This is a genomic window from Serratia sp. CY74737, from assembly GCF_052166775.1.
GTDB classification, from domain to species: domain Bacteria; phylum Pseudomonadota; class Gammaproteobacteria; order Enterobacterales; family Enterobacteriaceae; genus Serratia; species Serratia ureilytica.
The window spans coordinates 60,796-85,949 of sequence record NZ_JBJNOF010000012.1 but is presented as its reverse complement, the minus strand read 5'-3'; the positions used below and the strand labels follow the sequence as shown (position 1 = coordinate 85,949).

The window sequence follows — 25,154 nt, the reverse complement described above, 5'->3', positions numbered from 1 at the left end:
TTTTCCCACCGCCGGCGCCATTCGCCGATGTTAAAAAATTATCGCGTGGCATCATCGCCAACGTTGTGATTAGAATGAAAATGTTGCGGTAATTAACCTTTCAGTTACATATCTCTGCCCATAAAAATAATAACCCTGAGGATCTTATGCCCCTGCTTTTCAGTATTGCGCCCATCGTCCTGCTAATATGGATGATGACCAAAAGGAATGGTGTGCCCTCTTATCTGGCCCTGCCGCTGACGGCCGCCGTGGTATATGCCCTGCAGCTCTGGTGGTTCGATGCCTCACTGCGGCTGCTGCATGCCAATATCATCACCGCGCTGGTCTCGACGCTGACGCCGATCACCATCATTGCCGGCGCCATTCTACTCAACAAACTGATGCAGATAAGCGGTGCGGAAAACGTGGTGCGCCGCTGGTTGGAAACCGTTAGCCCCAACCCGGTGGCCCAACTGATGATTATCGGCTGGGCGTTCGCCTTTATGATCGAGGGCGCCAGCGGCTTCGGCACTCCGGCCGCCATCGCCGCGCCGATTCTGGTCGGGCTGGGCTTCAACCCGCTGCGCGTCGCCCTGCTGACGCTGGTGATGAACTCGGTACCGGTCTCCTTCGGCGCCGTGGGCACCCCCACCTGGTTCGGCTTCGCCAACCTCGGCCTGTCGGACGCCAGCCTACTGGAGATCGGCCGGCAAACCGCGCTGATCCACGTTGTCGCCGGCTTCGTCATTCCTCTGCTGGCGCTGCGCTTTATCGTTTCCTGGCAGGATATTCGCCGCAACCTGCCGTTTATCTTGCTCAGCGTGCTGAGCTGCACCGTCCCCTACCTGCTGCTGGCCCAGGTGAACTATGAGTTCCCGGCGCTGGTCGGCGGCGCTCTCGGCCTGGCGCTGTCGGTGCTGCTGGCGCGCGGCGGCATTGGCCTCGCCCGCGCGGAAAAACCGCAGAACGCCGCGCAGGCGGTGCCGTTCATGCAGGTGGTCAAGGCGATGACGCCGACCCTGCTGCTGATTGCTATCCTGATAGTGACGCGCATTCACCAGTTGGGCCTCAAGGCGCTGCTTAACACCACCACGCTGCTGTGGCAGGAAAACCTCGGCTGGCTCGGGGAGCTGCGCATCAGCCAAGCGCTGATCGTCGAACTGCGGCAAGTGCTGGGCACCTCCGCCGCGGCCGGCTACAAAACGCTGTATGTCCCGGCGCTGATCCCGTTTCTGTTGGTGGTGGTGTTGTGCATTCCGCTGTTCCGTCTGAATGGCGGCCAGGTGCGGCAAATGTTCAGCGAAACCGGCGGGCGCATCACGCGCCCCTTTATCGCCCTGTTCGGCGCGCTGGTCATGGTCAATCTGATGATGCTGGGCGGCGACAACGCGCCGGTGATCCTGATCGGAAAAGCGTTGGCGGCGCTGACCGGCGACAGCTGGCTGCTGTTCTCTTCGTTCCTCGGCGCGCTGGGCTCGTTCTTCTCCGGTTCCAACACCGTTTCGAACCTGACGTTCGGCGGCATTCAGCAATCGATCGCCCAGAGCAGCGGCCTCGACGTCAATCTGACGCTGGCCTTGCAGTCCGTCGGCGGCGCCATGGGCAACATGGTGTGCCTGAACAATATTATCGCGGTCTGTTCGATCCTGGGGATCGGCAACGCCGAAGGCAAAATCATCAGAAAGACCGCGCTGCCGATGCTGGCGTACGGCGGGATCGCGGCCGGTATGGCGGCGATCCTCTCGCTCTGACTGACAACCCGTTATTTGCAAGAAGACAAGAAGGTAAACACTATGATCATCTCCGCGTCAACCGACTACCGGGCCGCCGCCCAGGCCAAACTGCCGCCGTTTCTGTTTCACTACATCGACGGCGGGGCCTACGCGGAGCATACGCTGAAGCGCAATACCGCAGATCTGGCCGATATTGCCTTGCGCCAGCGCGTGCTGCGCAATATGTCCGAACTCAGCCTGGAGACCACGCTGTTCGGCGAGCAGTTGGCGATGCCGGTGGCGCTGGGGCCGGTGGGGCTGACCGGCATGTACGCCCGCCGCGGCGAAGTGCAGGCCGCGCGCGCCGCGGCCAAAAAAGGCATTCCGTTCACGCTGTCCACCGTGTCGGTCTGCCCCATCGAAGAGGTGGCGCCGGCGATCGATCGGCCGATGTGGTTCCAGCTCTACGTGCTGAAAGACCGCGGCTTTATGCGCAACGCGCTGGAGCGCGCCAAAGCCGCCGGCGTGAAAACGCTGGTATTCACCGTCGACATGCCGGTGCCCGGCGCCCGTTACCGCGACGCCCATTCGGGGATGAGCGGCCCCAACGCCGCCCTGCGCCGCGTGCTGCAGGCGTTTACCCATCCGCAGTGGGCCTGGGATGTCGGCCTGTTCGGCAAGCCGCACGATCTGGGCAACGTCTCGGCCTACCGCGGCAAACCCACCAGCCTGGAAGACTACATCGGCTGGCTGGGAGCCAACTTCGATCCGTCGATTTCCTGGAAAGATCTGGAGTGGATCCGCGAATTCTGGGACGGCCCGATGATCATCAAAGGCATTCTGGATCCGGAAGACGCCAAAGATGCGGTGCGCTTCGGCGCCGACGGCATCATCGTCTCCAACCACGGCGGCCGCCAGCTGGACGGCGTGCTGTCGACCGCGCGCGCCATGCCGGCGATCGCCGACGCGGTGAAAGGCGACATTACCTTACTGGCCGATTCCGGCATCCGCAGCGGCCTGGACGTGGTGCGCATGATCGCGCTGGGCGCCGACAGCGTGCTGCTGGGGCGCGCCTTCGTCTATGCGCTGGCGGCGGCCGGCGAAGCCGGGGTGGCTAACTTGCTGGATCTGATCGACAAGGAAATGCGCGTCGCCATGACGCTCACCGGCGCGAAAACCATTGCGGAGATCAACGCCGGATCGCTGGTCAGAAACGCCTGACTCACAGCGGCTGCACGCCCTCCGGATAAGCGTTGTAGCTCATCTTGCTGATGAAGGCCCCGGCCGGTGACACCAGAACCCGGCCGGCGGCGTCCAACCCGAGGAAGGTGCCGGTGCAGCGCCCGGAGATAAAGTCGAAGAAGAACACCGAGCACACCGGGATAATCTTTTCCCGGAAGGTGAACAGGAACATCTCGTCCTCAAACTTGTAGTAAGTGGCGTAATCCATGTCGCCGTGCCCGAACTGCTCGCCGCGCAGGTTTTGCCAGGCATAACGCTCGGTGTTGACGTAGAAGTGCTCATAGTAATGGTTGGGGCTGTAAACGTTCAGCGTGCGATAACCGATCAGCTCGCGGGTCAAATGCGGCGCGATGCCGCCCGGCGTGACGCCGGCAATCAGCCCAACGTGGAAGCTTTGCTTGAGGCGGGATCCCTTTTCCACCGTTTGTTCGGGCAACAGCGTGCTGCGCACCAGCAGCGCCCGGCCGCTGCCGCGGTTGAGCACCAGCGTCAGGCATTCGTTGCCCGGCGACTGCAGCGGAATATTGAAGAAATAGCGCGCGGCGGAGGTTTGCACCTCTTCGTAAGCGTCCTCACCGCTCTCCCCTCCCCAGGCCCACAGCACCCGTTGCCGGTCGGCGCTGAAACGCAGCGTGATGTCCCCGCCATCTTCAAAGGCGATCTGCAGCGTTTTGCCGCGCCAGTCCTGGGTACCCGGCAACCGGTTGGTATCGATGCCACGCGCGAAATCGTCGTAATTCTTCCAGTCCGGCTCGGCATTTTGATTCAGTACGGATGATTCTGCTGACATCTTCGCTCTCCTTGATTGAATGGGATAAAACTCGTCTCAAACGTCGGCGACGCCCGCCGGCTTCACCGCTCGGCGGTTCACCACGGCAGGGGCGGTTTCATCGAGAAAACAACTCAGTACCCCGGCGCACACGGCGCCGGCGGCCGCCAGCCACATTACGCTGACCAGGCCGTAGCGATCGGCGATCAGCCCGGCGATAAACGGCGCCAGGCAGCCGCCAATCACCTCACCGATCCCCATCACCAGCCCCAACGCGGTGGCGATGCGCGCCGGCGACACCGTTTCCGACGGGATGGTGGCCATAAACAGCGTGAAACAGCCAAGGCCGGTATAAGACAGGAAAACCAGCACGCCCAGCAGCCACGGATTGGCGACGTAGCTCAGGAACAGCGGGCAGCACACCGCCAGCAGCGAAAAGAAAATCAGCGTCGGTTTGCGCCCGAGGCGATCGGAGATCGCCGGTACCGCCACGCCCCAGAAGACCCAGGCGGCGCCGATGGCGCTCATGATGCCGCCCATCGTGCCTTCACCGAAGCCACGGTCGGTCACCAAAAAGTTAGGGGTGAAGGTAATGATGATCATGAACCAGGTGACGAACACGCAGGAGATCAGAATGCACAGCGCCACGTTCTTGATTTTGAACAGCTCGCCGTAAGCGGCCTTGCCCGCCGGCTTACCGGCCGCCGGCACGGCGCTGAAAGCGGGATCCTTTTTGCCGTTCACATAGCGATAGATCAGCCACGCCAGAATGATGCCCGGCACGGCGGTCAGGTGAAACGCCATGCTCCATCCCCACTTCTGCGCCAGATAGATGATCAGCGGCGGCGCGATGATGCCGCCCAACAGCCCCGGCGCCGCGCCCTGGATTAATCCCATGTTGAAACCGCGGCGCTGCGGCTGCGATCTTTCCACCATCAACGATTGCGCGATCGGCAATACCGGCCCCTCAGCAATCCCCATCAGCGCACGGAAGATCAATAACATGGCAAACCCGCTGACCAGCCCCGACAGCGCGGAGAACAGCGAAAACACCAAGATGGACAAGATCAGCATCGGTTTACGGATATTAAAGCGATCGGCTATCGCCCCCAACCCGGCGCCGGACAGCGCCCAGGTTAGCGCCAACACCGCCGACAGCGTGCCGAGATGCACGTTGCTGAGCTTGAGGTCGGCGGCAATCATCGGAAACAGAAACGAGATGGTCAGACGATCGACGAACACGCAGCCGAAAACGAAAAACAAAATGATCAGCAATCGGTTCTCTTCGCTCAATCGCGAGCGCTGTCCTGGCGAATTATTCATAGCGTCATTAGTCCATAAGTTAACTTATGAATGGCGAGCGGCCATGGCATAAGTCGGTTAAGCGCGCAGCCAAGAGAAACATTGGCCATCGGTCACGATAACAACTCATTAACATATTAACGATATAAACTTATCTCAAGTAACGGGCATGTCAAAGGGCCGTTGAAAACGACGACGGGGTGGCAAATCAGGTATTTTTCACAGAGCGCGAATGACATGAAAATAAATCAACATTATGTTTTTACTGATTTAAATAAAATTACCCAGCACTTTTTACTTTTATTGAAAAAGCCAAAATGCCGTGATTTATAAACAGGTTAACAAATAAAACTTAACCTCACCTTATAAATTGACGCTATTTCCCTTTTCATCGGCCGCATTGCCCCACCCGCTTTATTATTTGAATCCGTTTGCTTTATCGCGGTTATGGCGCGAACGATTAACTCTATTGTGTTAATCAATAATCACGCCATGAGATTATCAATGCTGAATAATAATAAAAGCGCAGGCCGTGACCGGAATCACAAACAGAATCCCCTTTAACGTCCTGCGAGCGGGTTATTACCGGCGCGGCTAGCTTATGCCAACTCGTTCCAACCCCGGATGGAAAAACGGCGGCATGATAAGCGGCAGGTAACCAGCAAGGAGATGAACATGACGACAGCACTGACAAAAGCCGCTTTCTGGCGCAAAGCCGCCGACTCTTCATCGCTGCGCGAGCCGCGCGTGCTGATCCGAGTCTACGTCGACGAAGGCGAGATTGACCGCGCCATCGCGTTTTACGAGCAGCTGCACGGCGTGAAAGCGGATATGCGTTTCGACTTCCCCGAGCATCGGCTGGTGCTGGCGGCGGTGGGGCCATTTCTGATCCTGGAAGGCTCGGAAGAAAACCTGCGTCCTTTTCGCAGCACCGTCGGCACGTTGCTGGTCGATGACATTTATCCCTACCACCAGCGGCTACAGGCCGCCGGCGCCGATATCTTCTTTGGCCCGGTGGAAGTGCCCACCGGCGCCTGTTTCAATGCGCGCCTGCCGGACGGCACGATTATCGAATACGTGCATCACCGGCCGCGCGCGGACGAATAAGCCGCCTCAGGGGAGCGCCGGCTTCATGGCGTAGCCGCGCAGATCCTTGCGCAGGCTGAGCATGTACAGCACGATCACCGCCGAGAAAGGCAAACCGCACAGCACCACGGCAGTCTGCATCGCGCTGAAACTGCCGGCGTACAGCAGCCCGGCGCACACCAGCGTGGTGACCGCTGCCCAGAACACCCGCAGCCAGGCGGGCGCGTCATCGTGGGCGGAACCGCCCTGGCAGGACAGATTCGCTATCATCAGCGTGCCGGAGTCCACCGGCGTCAGGAACAGCACGAAGCTTATCACCACCACAAAGCCGGCGGTCAGCTGGGTATAGGGCAGGTATTCGAACAGCTTGAACACCGCCATCGGCGGATCGCTTTGCGCCACCTGCCCCAGAATCGCTTGCCCGCCCTCCAGCACCAGACTGATGGCGGTATTGCCGAAGATCGACAGCCACGCCAGCGTGAACCCCAGCGGGATCAACAACACGCCGAAGATCAGTTCGCGGATGGTACGGCCTTTGGAAATACGCGCGATAAACAGCCCGACAAACGGCGCCCACGCCACCCACCAGGCCCAATAGAACAGCGTCCAGGCACCCTGCCACTGGCGCGCCTTGCCGTACAGATACATATCGAAACTGCGGCTGACGAGCGAGGTCAGATAATCCCCAATGTTCTGCAACATGCCGTTGAGCAGGTTCAGCGTCGGGCCGGCCAGAAACACGAACAGCAACAGCAGGCACAGGAAGCCGACGTTGATGTTCGACAGCATGGCAATGCCCTTCTCGACGCCGGTGACCGCCGCCAGCGTGGCCACCACCATCATCACCACGATCAGCGCCAGCAGCACGCCGGTGCTTTGCGGAATGTCGAACAGGTAGAACAGCCCCGAGTTCACCAACAGCGCGCCGATCCCCAGGTTGGTCACCATCGAGATAACCGTCACCAGAATGCCGAAGCTGTCCACCAGATGGCCGACGCCGCCGTGGATGCGCTCGCCGAAGATCGGGTATAGCGCCGAACGCAGCGCCAGCGGCAAACCGCGACAATAGGCGAAATAGGCCAGCGCGGTGGCGATCAGCGCATACAGCGCCCAGCCGTGCAGCCCCCAGTGCAAAAAGGTCAGCGCCATTGCCTGTCGCGCCGCCTGTACGCTGCCGCCGCTGCCTTCCGGTGGCGACAGGAAGTGATCCAACGGCTCATAGGCGCCGTAATACACCAGCGCAATGCCAATGCCCGACGAGAACAGCATCGCCACCCAGGAGGGATAGCTGAACTGCGGCGGCTCGTCATCCTGGCTGAGGCGAATATGGCCAAAGCGCGACAGCGCCAGCCAGAACACGAACACCATACAGGCGACCATCAACAGCATGTAATACCAGCCGAACACGTCGGCCACCCAACTTTGCGCGACATTCAGCCACTGTTTGCTAGCGGCGGGAAACAGCACAATCAGCGCCCCCAGCAGCAAGATCACCGCGGCTGAGCCGAAAAATACCGGGACATTCAATCTGACAGGTTCTTCGTCAAGCGATGGAGGAGTTTTTATTGTCATTGGCAGGCTTCCATGATGCGAAAGACAGACGATTTAAATGCAACCTTTGATTAACATTTTATCGTCATTTATTTGACATTTTCGCAGCATATAGAGTATTGATTGACCATTCAATCAATCAAATTCAAAGTGTGATTTGCCTATCAGTTGGGGAAAATATGTACCGCAGAGACATTCCTGAGCAGCGCAAGGAGCAGTTGATTAACGCCGCCTTCGAAACCATCAGCGTGGTGGGGTTGGCCGGCGTCACCCTGTCGCAGGTGGCGAAAGAAGCCGGGCTGTCGACCGGCATCGTCAGCCACTATTTTGGCGATAAGGAGGGATTGTTGAGCGCGACCATGCGCAAGATCCTGCGCGATCTGCGCGACGCGGTGGCCGAGTGCCGCGCTCAGGCGGCGAGCGACAGCCAGTCGCAGCTGTGCGCCATCATTCAGGGCAACTTCCACCCCAGTCAAACCAACGCCATTTCCATGCGCGCCTGGCTCGACTTCTGGGCCGCCAGCATGCACCAGCCGGTGCTGCGCCGCCTGCAGCGCGCCAACGATCGGCGGCTCTATTCCAATATATGCAGCCAGTTCCGCCGCGAGCTGCCGCTGCAGCAGGCGCGCGACGCGGCGCGCGGGCTGGCGGCGATGATCGATGGGCTCTGGCTGCGCGGCAGCCTGGCCGGGGATGACACCGATCTTCAGCAGGATTACCGCATCGCCTGCGACTACGTGATACAACGGCTCAAGGCCGCGTCATCGATGGTGTGAACGGCAGCGTCAGCGCGGTTCCTGCTCTTCGCTGTACTGGGTTTGCCACATGGCGGCGTAGCGGCCGTTCGCCGCCAACAGCGCCTCATGCCCCCCGCGCTCGACGATCTCCCCCGCCTCCAGCACGATGATCTCATCGGCGTCCACCACGGTGGAGAGCCGATGGGCGATCACCAGCGTGGTGTGGTTGCGGCTCACCTCGCTCAGGTGCCCCTGGATTTCGCGCTCGGTCTGGGTATCCAGCGCGCTGGTCGCCTCGTCGAACACCAGGATGGCCGGATTTTTCAGAATGGTGCGCGCAATCGCCACCCGCTGCTTTTCACCGCCCGACAGCTTCAGCCCGCGCTCGCCCACCCGGGTGTCGTAACCGTCGGGCAGACCGACGATAAAATCATGGATATGCGCCAGCCGCGCCGCACGCTCGATTTCTTCATCGCTGGAGCCGGTTTTGCCATAGCCGATGTTGTAGCGCAGCGTATCGTTGAACAGCACCGTATCCTGCGGCACGATGCCGATCGCCTGCCGCAGACTGGCCTGGGTCAGTTGGCGAATGTCCTGGCCGTCGAGGGTAATGGCGCCGCCCTGCACGTCGTAAAAGCGAAACAGCAGGCGCGACAGCGTGGACTTGCCCGCGCCGGAGGCGCCGACCACCGCCACCGTGTGGCCCGCCGGAATGGTAAAGCTCACCTGCTTGAGGATCGGCCGACGCGTGTCGTAACCGAAGCTGACCGCGTCGAACCGCACTTCGCCGCGCTCGAGGCGCAGCGGCTGCGCATCCGGGCTATCGACGATCTCACGCTTTTCCTGCAGCAGATCGAACATGTTCTCCATGTCGATCAGCGCCTGGCGCACCTCCGAGTAGATAAAGCCGAAGAAGTTCAGCGGCTGGTACAGCTGCAGCAGGTAGGCGTTGACCAGCACGAAGTCGCCGACCGTCATCGTCCCCTGCGTAATGCCCTGCGCCGCCATGGCCATCATGACGATCAGCCCGATCGAGATAATGGCGGTTTGCCCCAGGTTGATCGCGGTAAAACTGAATTGGTTCTTGATGGCGGCGTATTCGTACAGCCGGCGCGACAGATCGAAGCGCTCAGCCTCGAACGCTTCATTGCCGAAGTACTTCACGGTCTCATAGTTCAGCAGGCTGTCGATGGATTTGCTGTTGGCGTCGGCGTTGGCCTTGTTGAGCTCGCGGCGAAAGCGGGTGCGCCAGCTCACCGCCAGCACGGTGAACAGGATGTAGCAGCCGACCGTGGTCAGGATCGCCAACGCGAACCAGCCATTCAGCATATGCCACATGATCGCCGTGACCAGCGTCAGCTCGAACAGGATCGGCACGATGGAGAACAACAATCGCGACAGCACCGTGGACACCGCCTGGGTGCCGCGCTCGATAGACAACGACAGCCCGCCGGTCTGGCGCTCCAGATGGAAGCGCAGGCTCAGCGCATGCAGCTGGCGAAACACCCGCACGCCCAACAGGCGCGTGGCGTTCTGGCTGACGTGGATAAACATCACGTTGCGCAGTTCCTCAAACAGCGCGCCGCCCACCCGCGCCACGCCGTAGGCGACGATCAGCCCCAGCGGCACCGCCAGCATTTTCGCCGTCTCGCCGCTCAGCGCATCGACCATCGCTTTGTAGGCCAGCGGCACCAGCGTGGTGCTGACCTTGGCCGCCACCATGAACACGAAGGCCACCACCAAATACCCCCGCAGCCGCGGGTTGTCTTTCGGCCACAGATAGGGCAGCAGGAATTTCAGCAAGCGGGAACGATCCATCATGTAATATTCATCTTCTCGGTCGGGCTCGCGGCGCATGGCCGCGCGGGGGTTATGAGTTTGGCCTGGCCGGCGGCGAACGCCGCAGCCATTCCGTTTTCCTACGATGGCAACTCAGCATCATCCGTCAGGAGAAGCGGCGGCGACTCGGGCAAAGTTCAGGCATGGAGGAGACAATCACATGACCCAGACGTATGCAAAGCGCTTTGCGCAGGTCTTTGACTATATCGACCGCCACCTGGACGAGGCGCTTACCGTCGACAAGCTGAGCGAAGTGGCCCATTTTTCGCGCTTCCACTTTCAACGCCAGTTTAGCGCGTATTGCGGCATCTCGGTGTGGCGTTATATCCAGTGGATGAGGCTTAAACGCGCCTCTTATCGCCTGGCGTATAACCCGCTGGAGCCGGTGATTGACATCGCGCTGGACGCCGGCTTTCAAAACCCGGAGTCCTTCAGCCGCGCCTTCAAACAGGCGTTCAGCCAAACGCCGAGCCAGTTTCGCAAACAGCCGGCCTGGATCGATTGGCAGCAGCGCTTTCCCGAACCGAAACACAGAAGGAAACACCCCATGAAGGTAGACATTGTCGACTGCCCGGCCACGCCGGTGGCGATGCTCGAACATCGCGGCCCGTCCGCGCTGGTCAATGAAACCGCCGCGCGCTTTATCGAGTGGCGTAAAACCAGCGGCCTGTCGCCGGTCAGAAGCAGCCGCACGTACGGCATCGCGCCGCACGATCCGGCCACCACCGAAGCACAGGACTTCCGCTTCTACCTCTGCGGGGAAGTCACGGCGCCGATCCCGGAGGACAACGCCTTCGGCGTGGTGAACAGCATGCTGCCGGCCGGACGCTGCGCGGTGCTGCGCCATCTCGGATCGCTGGATGGGCTCTCGGAAAGCGCCCGCTATCTCTACAGCGAGTGGTTGCCGGCCAGCGGCGAGGAGCTGCGCGACTTTCCGCTCTATTTCCACTACCACAACTTCGTGCACGAGGTAGCGGAATATGAATTGGTGACCGATCTTTATCTGCCGCTGAAATAGCTGACATCCGGCCCCGCAAGGAGCCGGATTGACGTTAACAGGACGGCGACGATCCCTGCGGCGGCAGATAGCGCTGCGGATCGAGCGCGGTGGCGCGGTAGCGGATCTGGAAATGCAGGAACACCGAATCGGTGCCGGTGCTGCCCATGGTGCCGATCTTCTGCCCCGCTTTCACATCCTGGCCGTTGCGCACCAGCGTGGTGTCGTTGTGCGCATAGGCGGTAATAAAGTCTTCGCCGTGCTTAATCATGATCAGGTTGCCGTAGCCGCGCAATTGGTTGCCGACGTACACCACTTTGCCCTTGGCGGAAGCATAGATCGGCTGGCCGCGTTTACCGGCGATGTCGATGCCCTTGTTGCCGCCATCGGCATTGGAGTACGCCTGCACGATCCGGCCGCTGGTCGGCCAGCGCCAGCAACGTGCGGCGCCCGGCGGCGGCGTTTGCTTGGCGATCGCGGCGGAAGACGAGGATGTTTTACGGCGCGTAGCGGCGGTTTTGGTCGGCGCGCCGCCGCTCAGCCGCAGTTTTTGCCCCACTTCCAGATTATAGGGCGGGCGTATCTTGTTGATTCTGGCCAGATCGCCGACTTCGCTGTCGGTGATCCAGGCGATGTAGTACAGCGTATCGCCCCGTTTGACGGTGTAGGACTTGCCGGTGTAGCTGCCCTTCGGCAGTTTGTCGTAGTCGCGGTTGTAGGTGTTTTTACCCGAACACCCAGCCAACAGCAGCCCCAATGTCAGACACACCGCGATGCGGCGCCACCTTGCCAGCTTGCTTCCTGTGCTCAAATCCTGTCCCCAATCGTCTTTTCGGTTCTGATACGCGTCAGCCGCACAGTGTAACATTTGCGCCGGGTCAGTCAAAAACCCCCAGACGGTCTATGCTAAACAGGTAAGGATGACTGATTAATTACCCAACGACGAAATGGAGTACTGTCATGTTGAACCTCGACCGCAATAATCTGCCCCTCCTGAGCGAAGAGCTGCTCAAAAAGCAACGCACCACCCTGCTGATCATCGCCTTCCTGCTGCTGGCGGGCGGCATACTGTGCCTGGTGAATCCTTTCGCCTCCGGCGCAGCGCTGAGCATCGTAGTGGGCATTCTGCTGCTGTTGAGCGGCGCCGGGCTGATTATCGCCATGATAGCCAACCGGGCGCAGAATACCTGGCCGATGATCGGCGGCATTCTGCTGGGCGTGGCCTACCTGATTATCGGCTATGTGTTCATCACCAGCCCGCTGGCGGGCATTCTGGCGCTGGCGGTCTACCTCGCCGTGCTGTTTGCGCTCGGCGGCATCGCGCGCCTGGCGGCAGGCTATATGCGCCGAGGCCTGCCGGGCAACTGGCTGCAGTTCGTCATCGGCGTGCTCGATTTGATCATCGCCTGGATGCTGATCGGCTCAGGCCCTGCGGCATCGGTGACGCTGGTGACGGCGATCGTCGGCATCGAGATGCTGGTCAGTTCCTTTGCCCTGTTCCAGGCGGCGAATCTGTTTAAACGCGCCTGATCGTAACGGCCCGCCGACGGCGGGCCGCCATCCCCTCCCCATTTGCAAACAAAACAAGGCGATACCCCCTCAGCTTGTCCGTGGTTATCTTCATCGGTAAGTGCCAATATAGGCGAAGACAAGGGAGCTGAAACCGATGACAACCCATTCCAAACCGTTGAACTCGCGGGAAGTCTGCCTGCAATTACGCCACTTCAACCAGGTAATCGGGCAACAATGCCGCAATATGGCGCGCCAAAAAACCGCTTGCCCGTGCTGCCTGACGGACATCGCCACCGGCTGCGACGCCGGTATCAAACTGTGTGGACAGCAGTTGGCCAAACCCAACCCGCAAACCCCATTATTCCGGCAGATTCGCAACCTGCTGCTCGACCTGCGCGCAGAAGCGATAGGGGTTCACAGAATAGACGTCCTGAACCGCACCAATAACGAAATCTCCTGGCTGTTGCGCGAGCTTTATTTCGAGACATTCTGAACACGAGGGCCGCGCGCCCATCGCTTGATACCTGCCGGTGCGGGCAAGATGCCGCGCCGTTTCACCGCCGCACCAGCCGACTTTTCGCCACGTTATCTTTTTGCGCTCTCCCCACTTTACGACCGCCATCACACCTCGCCAACCCCACATTGCGTTGGTTATAGAGTCGTCTACAATTCAATCGAATTACCCCCTACAACATCAGAAATTATTATTATTAGAGGTGATTATGTTACAGAAACACGAAAACGTAATAAGTATGACTGTACTAAGCCCGCAAGCCACCCAAGAGCTGATGCCCTCATTTTCTTCCTTGCCCCACACGCAACATGCCGACGGCAAATATCGCCTGCGCCGTTATTCCGTCGTGAAATACCTCAACCCCAACATCGCCGAAGTAGGGCCGCGCACCTTCATGCAGTCGGATCAGATCAACCATTTCCAGGGCAACGTGGTGCGCCGCTTCGAGCCTATCGACAGCGCCGTGCTGCAGAGCGCCGGCATGGCGGAGATGTGCAACCTGTTTGCCGAAAATAACGAACTGCCGGAAGGCGCCGAGATAGAGATCCACCAGATGCGCGTGGTCGCCATCCAAAAAGATACGCTGGTGGCGCCGGAAGGCATTCACCAGGACGGTTTCGACCATATCGCGATGATTGCCATTCATCGCCACAATATCGTCGGCGGCGAAATCATGCTGTACGACGACAGCCGCCACGATCCTTTCTTCAAAAAAGCGCTGGCCGACGGTGAAGCCGTGCTGTTGGCGGACAGTAAACTGTGGCACAACGCCACGCCGATCAATACCGTAAGCCCGAATGAAGAAGGCTATCTGGATCTCTTCGTCCTCACCGCTCGGGGAGAGAAAGCATGACCTTTACCCCCGAGCTCGCCCGACGCCAGTTCAGCGCCCTGTCCCGGCAGATCGACGGCAAACCGGCGATCTTTTTCGACGGCCCCGGCGGTGCGCAAGTTTCCCGGGGCGTGCTGGAAAAAATGACCGACTACCTGGGGAAGTACAACGCCAACCTGGGCGGGCACTACTTCTCCAGCCGGGTTACCGGCGAGGTGATGAGTCAGGCGCGCGAATCGGTGCGCGCCTTGTTAAATGCGCCGTCGCCCGACAACATCGTCTTCGGCATGAACATGACCACGCTGACCTTTCATCTCAGCCGCATCATCAGTCGCGATTGGCGGGACGGCGATGAGGTCATCGTCACCGCGCTGGATCACTACGCCAACGTCTCCAGCTGGCAGCAGGCCGCCGCCGACAAAGGCGCCGTGGTGCACCAGATAGCGCTGGAGAGCGCCGATTGTTCTCTCGACGCGGCAAAAGTGTGCGCGCGCATCAACGCCAACACGCGTCTGGTGGCGGTCAGCTACGCGTCCAACGTCACCGGCAGCATCGTCGATATCAAAACCATCGTTGAAGCCGCACATCGGGTGGGCGCGCAGGTGTATGTCGACGCCGTTCATTACGCGCCGCATAACCTGATCGACGTGCAGGCGTTGGGATGTGACTTCCTGGTGTGCTCCGCCTACAAATTCTTTGGCCCGCACGTCGGCATGGCCTACATCGCGCCGCAGTGGCTGCAGCGCCTGCGGCCGTACAAAGTCGAGCCGGCCACCGACGTCGGCCCCGGCCGTTTCGAGACCGGCACGCAGAGCTTCGAAGCGCTGGCCGGCGTCGCGGCCGCTATCGAGTATTTGGCGCAGTGGGGCACGCCCGGCGCGCCGTTAAGGCAGCGCTTGCAGGAGAGCTTCGCCGCCTACCACCGGCATGAAGAGGCGCTGTGCCGCCACTTTTTGCAACGGCTGCAGCAACTCGACGGCGTGCGGCTCTACGGCAATCCGCAGGCGGACAGCGCACGCCGCACGCCGACCTTCGCCCTGACCTTCAGCGGCCAGGCGCCCGACGCGATCGCCCGACGGCTGGGGCACCACAACATCTGCGCCGGCAGCGGACATTTCTATGCGCTGGGCCTGATTCAGCAACTGGGGCTGCAGGACGGCGGCGTGCTGCGCATCGGCATGATGCACTACAACACCCTTGATGAGATCGATACGCTGTTTGAAATACTCGCCAAGGAGATCCTCGGTTAATGCGCCATAACGGCCCGCCCGGTTTTCCGGCGGGCCACACCGCATAAATAGCCGTGCGTGTCGCCGGAGGCGTTAAACGTGAATAACGCTCCCCCTGTTTGAGGGGGTGGGTAGAATAGGCGGGATTTTTTTGAAAAGGGATTTTAACGTTGAGAAAATATGCCGTTATCACCGCCGCGTTGATGATGTCTTCCTGCGCCACGCCGGAAAAGTGGGAAGCGCAAACGGCGGCTCCGACACCCCTTAAAGCCGCCAGAGCAAGCTGCCGACAAGAAGCCGAACAACGCTATCCCGTGAGCCAGTCTTTAGACACCCGCTCGCCTGTATTCTCCTCCATGAATATCAACGGTGCGGATATCCCCAATACTCACGGCGTCGTTTTTCCTTCGGACCGTAATGAAATGCGCAGAAAAGAACACGTTAATGCCTGCATGAAATTGGAGGGATGGGAAAATAAGAATAAGGTGACGGGGTTATTGGCCTTTTTATTTAACTAACGGCAACGTGAATTATTCGGAATTACCGCGTAAAGACAGCGGTAATTCCGCTCTATAGAGCGGCGCCGGCCTCCTGCGCCAGCCCGACTATTTTGCTACGATATTACAGTCACCACCTTTCCTCCATTCAGGGCGATAATCAAACAAATGGAATAAATCAATTTATGAGTGAGAAAGACACCTCCTTAAATAAGCCGCAAAGCCATATCAACAAAGCGGTATTCTTCACCTCTGCAGTCCTCATTTTTCTTCTGGTCGCCTTCGCCGCCTTTTTCCCCGACGTCGCTGACAAAAACTTCAAGCTTCTGCAGCAACAAATCTTCACCAACGCCAGCTGGTTTTATATTTTGGCCGTGGCGCTCATATTGCTCAGCGTGACGTTTCTGGGGCTTTCTCGTTACGGCGACATCAAACTTGGCCCCGATCATGCGCAACCCGATTTTCGCTACCACTCCTGGTTTGCCATGCTGTTTTCGGCGGGGATGGGCATCGGTCTGATGTTCTTCGGCGTGGCGGAACCGGTTATGCACTATCTCTCGCCGCCGGTCGGCACGCCCGAGAGCATCGAGGCGGCCAAACAGGCCATGCGCCTGACCTTTTTCCACTGGGGGCTGCATGCCTGGGCGATCTACGCCATCGTGGCGTTGATTCTGGCCTTCTTCAGCTATCGGCATGGCCTGCCGTTGACCCTGCGCTCCGCGCTTTATCCGATCATCGGCGATCGCATTTATGGCCCTATCGGCCACGCCGTCGATATCTTCGCCGTCATCGGCACCGTATTCGGGGTCGCGACCTCGCTGGGTTATGGCGTATTGCAGGTCAACGCCGGGCTTAACCACCTGTTTGGCGTGCCAATCAACGAAACCGTTCAGGTGATATTAATCGTGGTGATTACCGGGCTGGCCACCATTTCCGTGGTTTCCGGGCTGGAGAAGGGCATACGCTTTCTGTCGGAGCTGAACCTCAGCCTGGCGCTGTTGCTCCTGGCCTTGGTCTTGCTGTTGGGGCCAACCGTTTTGCTGTTGAAATCTTTTGTGGAAAATACCGGCGGCTATCTGTCCGAGCTGGTCAGCAAAACCTTCAACCTGTATGCCTATGAACCCAAATCCAGCAACTGGCTAGGCGGATGGACGCTGCTCTACTGGGGGTGGTGGCTCTCCTGGTCGCCTTTCGTCGGGATGTTCATCGCACGGGTTTCCCGCGGCCGAACCATCCGCGAATTTGTCACGGGCGTGCTGTTCGTCCCGGCCGGCTTCACCCTCATGTGGATGACCGTGTTCGGCAACAGCGCCATTTACCTCATCATGGAAAAGGGCGCGACAGATCTCGCCGCTACGGTACAACAAGACGTGGCCTTGGCGTTGTTTAACTTCCTGGAGCATTTCCCATTCTCCAGCGTGCTTTCGTTTATCGCCATGGCGATGGTTATCGTCTTTTTTGTCACGTCCGCCGACTCCGGCGCCATGGTCGTGGATACCCTGGCTTCGGGCGGCTCCAGCAACACGCCGGTATGGCAACGCATTTTCTGGGCGTCGCTGATGGGCATCGTCGCCATCGCCTTGCTGATCGCCGGGGGGCTCAGCGCGTTGCAAACCGTCACCATCGCCAGCGCGCTGCCTTTCTCGGCCATCTTGCTGATATCCATTTACGGTTTGCTTAAGGCGCTGCGTCGCGATCTGACCAAGCGCGACAGCCAGAATATGGCCACCATCGCCCCTACCGCCGCCCGCAATCCTATCCCCTGGCAGCGCAGGCTGCGTAATATCGCTTATCTGCCAAAGCGCTCGCTGGTTAAGCGCTTTATGGACGAAGTCATCCAGTCGGCCATGACGCTGGTGCAGGAGGAGCTGAGTAAACAAGGCACGCTCAGCAGTATCAACACCGGCGCGGAAGATCGCATTCGTTTCGAGGTTGATTTAGGCGATGAGCTTAACTTTATCTATGAAGTCAGACTGCGCGGCTACAGCTCGCCGACCTTCGCCCTGGCCGGGCTGGATAATGATGAACAGCAAGCCGAGCAGCACAAATATTATCGCGCGGAGATCTACCTGAAAGAAGGCGGCCAGAACTACGATGTCATGGGCTGGAATCAGGAGCAGTTGATAAACGATATTCTCGACCAGTACGAAAAGCATCTGCATTTCTTGCATCTGGTGCGCTGAATGCCGACATGCCGTCCCCAGGGGCGGCATTTTTTTGCCCTGCTTTCTTCACCACGGCGCTGACACAAGTTTGGGTCGCCGTTCACCTCGTTTATTCCCCCTAGGGAAGGACATAATCCATCGTGTAGCGGTGCGTGCCTTGGTCGATCTCGATCGTCATCGATCCACTCAATTGCGTCAGCTCACCCGTCCCGGAATCGGGGACGACCGTCAACTGCAGCGACGAAACCCCACGGTTCATGGTGCCGCTGTGCTGTAACACGAAGCTGCCCTTGTGGCCATGCAAGGTCCCCGTTACGCGCTCCATTGCCACATAACCGGCGGAGCCATGCGCATCCATGCGTACAGCCAGCATTTCTCCGAGGCTGGCCGCAGTCAGGTCACCATGAAATTGCTTATCAATCGTCATCCGACTGAGCTTGGCCGTCTCAATTTCGGCCGTTGCGGTTTGCGGCGTCAATTTGATGTCGAATGTTCCTGTCGCATGCATTTTACAAACCCCTTTGTTAAGGTTGATGACACAGACGCATCGGTGCGCGCTGCGTTCCTGGCAATGGCCGCGGCAAAGATTAAACGCGCCCATACAGATCAATCTGTCGAGTTATAAAATCGTCATTATCTTCCAGCAGCTATCGCGGCGCATAACGCGGCGCGAAGACATATGTGAATGTATCAGGAGCGACCAGGTAGATGATTGCAAAAACGCGACAAGTCGCCCCGCATGACGGTAGCTCAAGATGACGGCCGGGAATGCCAAACCGCGCGGAGTGCTGCATCCGCAGCCGACGCAAAGTCAGTTTATACACGAGCGCCACTCGCCATCAGCTGCGTTGGCCGATCTGGTCGAGCACTACTGGTGTGTGCGCTGGGATCTGCGGGAGTTACCGCCTCAGCGGCAAGCGACGCTGCCCCACCCCAACGTGCATCTGGTGATCGAACGGAATGAATCATACGTTTACGGTGTTCACACCGATCGCTTCGAGCGGCTCCTTGAAGGGCGAGGCTTCGCCTTCGGCATCAAGTTTAAGCCGGGCGGCTTCCATCCCTTTCTGCAAGCGCCCATATCGACGCTCGCGAACCGCTCGATGCCTGCGCAGACCGTGTTTGGCGCTGATTGCCAGTCGCTGGCGAAGCGTATCGCCACGTGCGCTACGACGAGTGCGATGACGCTCGTGGCGGAGGCTTTCCTGCTGGCGCAGCGGCCCCAACCCGATCCTAACGTCGCGCGAGCGAACAGGCTCGTGGCCGCTATCGCCGGCAACCTTGGCATAACGTCGGTAAACCAATTGCTGGGCACTGCGGCGATAGACAAACGCGCGCTACAGAGGCTATTTCATAAATACGTAGGCGTCGGCCCCAAATGGGTGATCCAACGCTATCGTCTGCATGAAGCCATCGCGCAACTGCAGGCTCACACGCCTCGCGATTGGAGCAGGCTGGCGCTGGAATTGGGCTATTTTGATCAGGCCCATTTCGCTCGCGATTTTCGCGCTCTGGTGGGCCAGTCGCCCAGCGAGTATGTCAGGTCCCTGCACGCGGAGAATAACGGCATACAGGCGGCCTTTGCCAAACGCTGACCTGCTTTATTGAGAGACAAGGCGCAATGTCAGAATGACTTCGGCGAGATGAGTGCCAGAGGCTGAAACGGGAAATAGCGCGTGCTGTGAACGTGTAAGACGAAGGAGTAAACCGGCTTGGAGCGGGTGAAGGGAATCGAACCCTCGTATGCAGCTTGGGAAGCTGCCGTTCTACCATTGAACTACACCCGCATCGGTGTGCGACAGGCATTATAACCGGTTATCGGCGGCGGGCAAGCGGAGATGGCGCGTAACTGTCGATGTTTTAAGCGGTTAAGTCCGGTGGGCGAAAAAAAACCGGCGCAGTTGCCTGCACCGGTGGTTTCACGCTAAACGCGATTATTTCTGCGGGCGCATCGCCGGGAACAGAATCACGTCGCGGATGGTGTGGCTGTTGGTGAACAGCATCACCATACGGTCGATGCCGATGCCCAGACCGGCGGTCGGCGGCAGGCCGTGCTCCAGCGCGGTGACGTAGTCTTCGTCGTAGAACATCGCTTCGTCGTCGCCGGCGTCTTTGGCGTTCACCTGATCGGCAAAGCGCTGCGCCTGGTCTTCGGCGTCGTTCAGTTCGGAGAAGCCGTTGCCGATTTCACGGCCGCCGATGAAGAACTCGAAGCGGTCGGTGATTTCCGGGTTCACGTCGTTGCGGCGCGCCAGCGGCGACACTTCAGCCGGGTACTCGGTGATGAAGGTCGGCTGAATCAGATGGCTTTCCGCCACTTCTTCGAAGATCTCGGTCACAACGCGGCCCAGGCCCCAGCTCTTCTCAACCTTGATGCCGATGGATTCCGCGATGGCCACCGCTTTGCCCATGTCGGCCAGGTCAGCCAGATCGGTTTCCGGACGGTATTTCTTGATCGCCTCGGTCATGGTCAGCTTCTCGAACGGCTTGCCGAAGTCGAACACTTCGTCGCCGTACTGCACCTGAGAGGTGCCCAGCACTTTCTCGGTCAGGGTGCGGAACAGCGTCTCGGTCAGCTCGATCAGATCTTTGTAATCCGCGTAAGCCATGTAGAGTTCCATCATGGTGAACTCTGGGTTGTGACGCGGAGAAACGCCTTCGTTGCGGAAGTTGCGGTTGATTTCGAACACGCGCTCAAAGCCGCCGACCACCAGACGCTTCAGATACAGTTCCGGCGCGATGCGCAGGTACATGTCGATATCCAGCGCGTTGTGGTGGGTGATGAACGGACGCGCCGACGCGCCGCCCGGGATCACCTGCATCATCGGGGTTTCGACTTCCATGAAGCCGCGTTCCACCATGAAGTTACGGATAGCCGACATCACCTGAGAACGCACCTTGAAGGTGTTGCGCGATTCTTCGTTGGCGATCAGATCCAGGTAACGCTGGCGGTAACGGGTTTCCTGATCCGCCAGGCCGTGGAATTTGTCCGGCAGCGGACGCAGCGCTTTGGTCAGCAGACGCAGTTCGGTGCAATGGATCGACAGTTCGCCGGTCTTGGTTTTGAACAGCTTGCCGCGCGCGCCGAGGATATCGCCCAGGTCCCACTTCTTGAACTGCTCGTTGTATACGCCTTCAGCCAGATCGTCGCGCGCGACGTACAGCTGAATGCGGCCGCCCACGTCCTGCAGCGTAACGAAAGATGCCTTGCCCATAATGCGGCGGGTCATCATGCGGCCGGCGACGGTCACTTCTACGCCCAGCGCTTCCAGCTCTTCGTTGTCTTTATCGCCGTACGCGGCGTGCAGCTTGTCGGAGGTGGAGTCGCGACGGAAGTCGTTCGGGAACGCAATGCCGTTCTCACGCAGGCCGGCCAGTTTCTCGCGGCGGGACTGCAGCTCGTTATTGAGATCCAGCGCCTGATCGGCGCCCTGTACTTGTTGTTCAGACATTTCTATTCCTCATAACCCGGCTTTCAAACTTGCCTCAATGAATTTATCCAGGTCGCCATCCAGTACGGCCTGCGTGTTACGCGTTTCGACGTTGGTGCGCAAATCCTTGATGCGGGAGTCATCCAGCACGTAAGAACGGATTTGGCTGCCCCAGCCGATGTCGGACTTGTTGTCTTCCATCGCCTGTTTATCAGCATTTTTCTTTTGCATCTCAAACTCGTACAGCTTGGCTCGCAGCTGTTTAAACGCTTGATCCTTGTTCTTATGCTGAGAACGATCGTTCTGGCACTGCACCACGATGTTGGTTGGCAGGTGAGTAATACGTACGGCGGATTCGGTTTTGTTGACGTGCTGACCGCCCGCACCGGAGGCGCGGTACACGTCGATGCGCAGATCCGCCGGGTTGATATCGATGTCGATATCGTCGTCCACTTCCGGGTAGATGAACACCGAACTGAACGAGGTGTGGCGACGGCCGCCGGAGTCGAACGGGCTCTTGCGCACCAGGCGGTGAACGCCGGTTTCAGTGCGCAACCAGCCGAACGCGTAGTCGCCGATGATCTTGATGGTGGCCGATTTCAGGCCCGCAACGTCGCCGTCGGACTCTTCGATCACTTCGGTCTTGAAGCCCTTGGCTTCAGCCCAGCGCAGGTACATGCGCAGCAGCATGCTAGCCCAGTCTTGCGCTTCGGTACCGCCGGAGCCGGCCTGAATGTCCAGATAGCAGTCGGCGCTGTCGTATTCGCCGGAGAACATGCGGCGGAATTCCAGCTGCTCGAGCTTGGCGATCAGTTGATCGAGTTCGGCGACCGCTTCGTTGAAGGTCTCTTCATCGTCGGCTTCCACCGCCAGCTCCAGCAGACCGCTGACGTCTTCGCTGCCCTGCTGCAGGTGATCGATGGTTTCAACGATGGCTTCCAGCGCGGCGCGCTCTTTGCCGAGCGCCTGTGCGCGCTCCGGCTCGTTCCAAACGTCCGGCTGCTCCAGCTCGGCGTTGACTTCTTCTAGGCGTTCCTTCTTGGCATCATAGTCAAAGATACCCCCTAAGAACCGCAGTCCGCTCGGACAGGTCCTGAATTCGGTTTTTTACCGGGTTAATTTCAAACATGGTTTTGCGTTCTTTTACGTTGATGTCGTCGATGGCGGAATGCCATTGGAACCGCTAATTCTAACGGATCCGGGCGGCAGTTTATAGCGAGTTGGTCAGTTTTTGTGGCGATCGGGAAGGATGCCGGGGATTGGAGAGCCCAATCCCCGAGTTGTGTTCAATTTCACTTCAGCGCGGCCAAAGGTGTTGGATCAGCAGTTGCACGTTGCGGTTGCCGCGAAACTCGTTGACGTCGAGTTTGTAGGCCAGTTCCACTTCGCGCACGCTGCTGTCCGGCCACAGCGTGGTGTCCACGTTGAACGCGATACCGTCGAGCAGCGGGCCGCCGCCAAGCGGTTCCACCATCAGCTTCAGGTGTTTCTCACCCACCAACCGCTGCTGCAGGATACGGAACTTGCCGTCGAAGGTCGGTTCCGGGAACGCCTGGCCCCACGGGCCGCCCTCGCGCAGCAGCTCCGCCGTCGTCAGAGACAGCTCCTGCATCGCCAGTTCGCCGTCGGACCAGATCACCCCTTCCAACATCGCCGGATCGAGCCATTCGCCCACCAGCTCGCCGAAACGCTGGCGGAACTCGTCGAATTTGGCCTCTTCCAGCGACAGCCCGGCCGCCATCGCGTGGCCGCCGAACTTCATCATCAGCCCGGGGTTCAGCATATCCAGCCGCTCCAGCGCGTCGCGCATGTGCAAGCCGGGCACCGAACGGCCGGAGCCTTTCAGGATGCCGTCGCCCGCCGGCGCGAAAGCGATCACCGGACGGTGGAAACGCTCTTTGATGCGCGAAGCGAGGATGCCCACCACGCCCTGATGCCATTCCGGGTGATACATCGCCAGCCCGTAAGGCAGCTCGGTGCTGGTGCGCTCCAGCTGATCGCACAGCTGCAGGGCTTCCACCTGCATGCCCTGCTCTATCTCGCGTCGCGTCTGGTTCAGCGCATCGAGATCGTTGGCCAGCATGCGCGCCTGCGCGATGTCGTCGCTCAACAGCAGCGCCACGCCGATCGACATGTCGTCCAGCCTGCCGGCGGCGTTGAGCCGCGGGCCGAGGGCGAAACCAAGATCGTTGGCCGCCAGTTGGCGGGCGTCGCGGTTGGCCACTTCGAGCAGCGCGCGGATGCCCGGTCGGCATTTGCCGGCGCGGATGCGGTTTAATCCCTGATACACCAGAATGCGGTTGTTGGCGTCCAGCGGCACCACGTCGGCCACGGTGCCGAGCGCCACCAGATCCAGCAGTTCCGCCAGATTCGGCATCGCCAGCGCGCGCTGCTCGAACCAGCCGCTGTCCCGCAGCCGGGCGCGCAGCGCCAGCATCAGGTAGAACGCCACGCCTACCCCCGCCAGCGATTTGGACGGGAAGCCGCAGCCACGCAGGTTGGGGTTAACGATCGCTTCAGCCGCCGGCAGGGTCTCGCCCGGCAGGTGGTGATCGGTCACCAGCACCTGCATGCCTTTGGCGTGCGCCACGTCGACGCCGGCGTGGGAGGAGATGCCGTTATCGACGGTAACAATGAGTTCTGCGCCGCGCGCCGCCGCCTGCTCCACCACTTCGGGGCTCAGGCCGTAACCGTCTTCGAAACGGTTAGGCACCAGATAGTCGACGGCTGCGCCGCCCATGCTGCGCAGCGCCAGCACCGTCAGCGCGGTGCTGGTGGCACCATCGGCGTCGAAATCGCCCACCACCATGATGCGGCGACCGTCGGCCAGCGCTTGCTGCAACAGCTGGACGGCGTCGTCGATGCCGTCCAGCTGTTGCCAGGGCAGCATGCCCTTGACGCCGCGCTCCAGCTCTTGCTCAGCCTGCACGCCGCGCAGGGCGTAAAGCCGGCGCAGAAGCGGCGGCAAACTGGCAGGCAGATGCGTGTCGTCCGCCGCCGGGCGGCGGCGTAGTTGCGTTTTGATACTCACCGGCGATTAACCACCGGCTTTGGTGGCGGCCTGATGCGCGTCCAGCATGGCGGCCATCTCTTTCGGCCCCTGATAGCCCGGGATCATCATGCCGTTTTCCAGGATGATGGCCGGCGTGCCCTGAATGCCGAACTGCACGCCCAGCTCGTAATGCTTGCTGATGTCGGTTTTGCAGGTCGCCGGAGAAACGGCGTCGCCCTTCATGGCGGCGTCGAACGCCTTGGCCTTGTCGGCGGTGCACCAGATCGACTGCATGTCTTTTTCAGCCTGGGAAGCCAGCCCCTGGCGCGGGAACGCCAGGTAACGCACGGTAATGCCCAGATCGTTGTACTCTTTCATCTGCTGATGCAGTTTGTGACAGTAACCGCAGGTGATATCGGTGAACACGGTGATCACGTGTTTCTCTTTCGGCGCTTTGTAAACGATCATCTGATCTTTCAGCGCGTCCATCTTGGTGCTCAGCAGTTGGTTGGTCACGTTGACCGGCTCTTTGCCGCTGACGTCGAACAGCGGGCCCTGCAGGATGTGCTTGCCGTCTTCGGAGGCGTACAGCACGCCGCTGTCGGTCAGCACGGTTTTCAGGCCGTTGACCGGCGAAGGCTGCACGTCCGCCTGCTGAATGCCCAGGCTGGCGAGCGCTTTTTTGATCGCCGCGTCATCGGCATGGGCGGCGCCGGCCACCGAAGCCACCAGCAGAGAGAGCAGCATTAAACCTTTTTTCATTGTTCC

Annotated in this window: 22 protein-coding genes and 1 tRNA gene; 12 read left to right on the top strand and 11 right to left on the bottom strand. The window is 59.8% G+C overall.

Annotated features, from left to right (window positions below):
• Positions 1 to 146: 146 nt before the first annotated feature.
• A complete protein-coding gene (locus tag ACJ8PE_RS16860) occupies positions 147 to 1,730 on the top strand; it encodes an L-lactate permease (RefSeq protein WP_197796348.1) in 1,584 nt (527 codons plus the stop codon).
• Positions 1,731 to 1,772: 42 nt separating this feature from the next.
• Positions 1,773 to 2,912: an FMN-dependent L-lactate dehydrogenase LldD gene (gene lldD, locus ACJ8PE_RS16855; protein ID WP_033632193.1), complete on the top strand. Its 1,140-nt coding sequence runs from the start codon at positions 1,773 to 1,775 to the stop codon at positions 2,910 to 2,912.
• Between the two features lies 1 nt (position 2,913).
• Here lldD and ACJ8PE_RS16850 read toward each other — a convergent pair whose 3' ends face one another.
• The gene (locus ACJ8PE_RS16850) at positions 2,914 to 3,723 is read right to left on the bottom strand and encodes a MoaF C-terminal domain-containing protein (RefSeq protein ID WP_197760462.1); all 810 of its coding nucleotides are present in this window, start codon (positions 3,721 to 3,723) and stop codon (positions 2,914 to 2,916) included.
• A gap of 36 nt (positions 3,724 to 3,759) precedes the next feature.
• Positions 3,760 to 5,025 carry an MFS transporter gene (locus tag ACJ8PE_RS16845; RefSeq protein WP_232094967.1) on the bottom strand — a complete coding sequence of 422 codons (1,266 nt, stop codon included), beginning with the start codon at positions 5,023 to 5,025 and terminating at the stop codon, positions 3,760 to 3,762.
• A gap of 654 nt (positions 5,026 to 5,679) precedes the next feature.
• On the opposite strand from ACJ8PE_RS16845, the gene ACJ8PE_RS16840 reads away from it, so the two are divergent.
• Positions 5,680 to 6,111 carry a VOC family protein gene (locus tag ACJ8PE_RS16840; RefSeq protein ID WP_197793084.1) on the top strand — a complete coding sequence of 144 codons (432 nt, stop codon included), beginning with the start codon at positions 5,680 to 5,682 and terminating at the stop codon, positions 6,109 to 6,111.
• Positions 6,112 to 6,117: 6 nt separating this feature from the next.
• Here ACJ8PE_RS16840 and ACJ8PE_RS16835 read toward each other — a convergent pair whose 3' ends face one another.
• The gene (locus tag ACJ8PE_RS16835; protein WP_197793085.1) at positions 6,118 to 7,662 is read right to left on the bottom strand and encodes a BCCT family transporter; all 1,545 of its coding nucleotides are present in this window, start codon (positions 7,660 to 7,662) and stop codon (positions 6,118 to 6,120) included.
• Positions 7,663 to 7,820: 158 nt separating this feature from the next.
• Between ACJ8PE_RS16835 and betI the strand changes: the two genes are divergently transcribed.
• The gene (betI, locus tag ACJ8PE_RS16830) at positions 7,821 to 8,417 is read left to right on the top strand and encodes a transcriptional regulator BetI (protein ID WP_197760464.1); all 597 of its coding nucleotides are present in this window, start codon (positions 7,821 to 7,823) and stop codon (positions 8,415 to 8,417) included.
• Positions 8,418 to 8,426: 9 nt separating this feature from the next.
• Here the strand turns inward: betI and ACJ8PE_RS16825 are convergent, their stop codons facing one another.
• Positions 8,427 to 10,196 (bottom strand): ABCB family ABC transporter ATP-binding protein/permease, encoded by a 1,770-nt coding sequence (locus ACJ8PE_RS16825; RefSeq protein WP_197760495.1) that lies wholly within the window; start codon positions 10,194 to 10,196, stop codon positions 8,427 to 8,429.
• A 181-nt stretch (positions 10,197 to 10,377) separates the two neighbouring features.
• Here ACJ8PE_RS16825 and ACJ8PE_RS16820 point away from each other — a divergent pair, with 181 nt between their 5' ends.
• Positions 10,378 to 11,235, top strand: a complete 858-nt coding sequence (locus ACJ8PE_RS16820; protein ID WP_033652160.1) for an AraC family transcriptional regulator — start codon at positions 10,378 to 10,380, stop codon at positions 11,233 to 11,235.
• Between the two features lie 34 nt (positions 11,236 to 11,269).
• Here the strand turns inward: ACJ8PE_RS16820 and actS are convergent, their stop codons facing one another.
• A complete protein-coding gene (gene actS, locus ACJ8PE_RS16815; protein WP_033644792.1) occupies positions 11,270 to 12,025 on the bottom strand; it encodes an amidase activator ActS in 756 nt (251 codons plus the stop codon).
• A gap of 149 nt (positions 12,026 to 12,174) precedes the next feature.
• On the opposite strand from actS, the gene ACJ8PE_RS16810 reads away from it, so the two are divergent.
• From ACJ8PE_RS16810 to ACJ8PE_RS16785, 6 genes are all read left to right on the top strand, one after another.
• Positions 12,175 to 12,744 (top strand): HdeD family acid-resistance protein, encoded by a 570-nt coding sequence (locus ACJ8PE_RS16810; protein WP_033644791.1) that lies wholly within the window; start codon positions 12,175 to 12,177, stop codon positions 12,742 to 12,744.
• A gap of 136 nt (positions 12,745 to 12,880) precedes the next feature.
• Complete coding sequence (locus tag ACJ8PE_RS16805) at positions 12,881 to 13,219, top strand: hypothetical protein (RefSeq protein ID WP_033644790.1); 339 nt, start codon at positions 12,881 to 12,883, stop codon at positions 13,217 to 13,219.
• Between the two features lie 259 nt (positions 13,220 to 13,478).
• Positions 13,479 to 14,093 carry a 2OG-Fe dioxygenase family protein gene (locus tag ACJ8PE_RS16800; RefSeq protein ID WP_223524591.1) on the top strand — a complete coding sequence of 205 codons (615 nt, stop codon included), beginning with the start codon at positions 13,479 to 13,481 and terminating at the stop codon, positions 14,091 to 14,093.
• Positions 14,090 to 15,322: a cysteine desulfurase-like protein gene (locus ACJ8PE_RS16795; protein ID WP_089192220.1), complete on the top strand. Its 1,233-nt coding sequence runs from the start codon at positions 14,090 to 14,092 to the stop codon at positions 15,320 to 15,322. The genes ACJ8PE_RS16800 and ACJ8PE_RS16795 overlap by 4 nt, the downstream gene beginning before the upstream one ends.
• 149 nt (positions 15,323 to 15,471) lie before the next feature.
• Positions 15,472 to 15,819, top strand: coding sequence for a hypothetical protein (locus tag ACJ8PE_RS16790; protein ID WP_232099405.1), 348 nt, complete (start codon positions 15,472 to 15,474; stop codon positions 15,817 to 15,819).
• A 164-nt stretch (positions 15,820 to 15,983) separates the two neighbouring features.
• A complete protein-coding gene (locus tag ACJ8PE_RS16785) occupies positions 15,984 to 17,981 on the top strand; it encodes a BCCT family transporter (RefSeq protein WP_033644786.1) in 1,998 nt (665 codons plus the stop codon).
• Between the two features lie 100 nt (positions 17,982 to 18,081).
• On the opposite strand, the gene ACJ8PE_RS16780 is transcribed toward ACJ8PE_RS16785, so the two are convergent.
• Complete coding sequence (locus ACJ8PE_RS16780; RefSeq protein WP_164107275.1) at positions 18,082 to 18,471, bottom strand: DUF3224 domain-containing protein; 390 nt, start codon at positions 18,469 to 18,471, stop codon at positions 18,082 to 18,084.
• Positions 18,472 to 18,718: 247 nt separating this feature from the next.
• Here ACJ8PE_RS16780 and ACJ8PE_RS16775 point away from each other — a divergent pair, with 247 nt between their 5' ends.
• Positions 18,719 to 19,558: a helix-turn-helix domain-containing protein gene (locus ACJ8PE_RS16775; protein ID WP_197793087.1), complete on the top strand. Its 840-nt coding sequence runs from the start codon at positions 18,719 to 18,721 to the stop codon at positions 19,556 to 19,558.
• Positions 19,559 to 19,676: 118 nt separating this feature from the next.
• Here the strand turns inward: ACJ8PE_RS16775 and ACJ8PE_RS16770 are convergent.
• The 5 genes from ACJ8PE_RS16770 to dsbC all read right to left on the bottom strand — a co-directional run bounded on the left by ACJ8PE_RS16770 (position 19,677) and on the right by dsbC (position 25,148).
• Positions 19,677 to 19,750, bottom strand: a tRNA-Gly gene (locus tag ACJ8PE_RS16770).
• 147 nt (positions 19,751 to 19,897) lie between these two features.
• The gene (gene lysS / locus ACJ8PE_RS16765) at positions 19,898 to 21,415 is read right to left on the bottom strand and encodes a lysine--tRNA ligase (RefSeq protein WP_004931697.1); all 1,518 of its coding nucleotides are present in this window, start codon (positions 21,413 to 21,415) and stop codon (positions 19,898 to 19,900) included.
• A gap of 9 nt (positions 21,416 to 21,424) precedes the next feature.
• Positions 21,425 to 22,523, bottom strand: a protein-coding gene (prfB, locus tag ACJ8PE_RS16760) for a peptide chain release factor 2 (RefSeq protein WP_099783420.1) whose coding sequence is annotated in 2 segments (ribosomal slippage) — positions 21,425 to 22,447 and positions 22,449 to 22,523 — 1,098 coding nt in all. Because the reading frame shifts where the segments join, the coding sequence is not laid out codon by codon here.
• A 168-nt stretch (positions 22,524 to 22,691) separates the two neighbouring features.
• Entirely contained in the window at positions 22,692 to 24,425 is a 1,734-nt protein-coding gene (gene recJ / locus ACJ8PE_RS16755) for a single-stranded-DNA-specific exonuclease RecJ (protein ID WP_197793088.1), read from the bottom strand.
• Between the two features lie 6 nt (positions 24,426 to 24,431).
• Entirely contained in the window at positions 24,432 to 25,148 is a 717-nt protein-coding gene (gene dsbC, locus ACJ8PE_RS16750; RefSeq protein ID WP_033644784.1) for a bifunctional protein-disulfide isomerase/oxidoreductase DsbC, read from the bottom strand.
• Between the last annotated feature and the right edge of the window lie 6 nt (positions 25,149 to 25,154).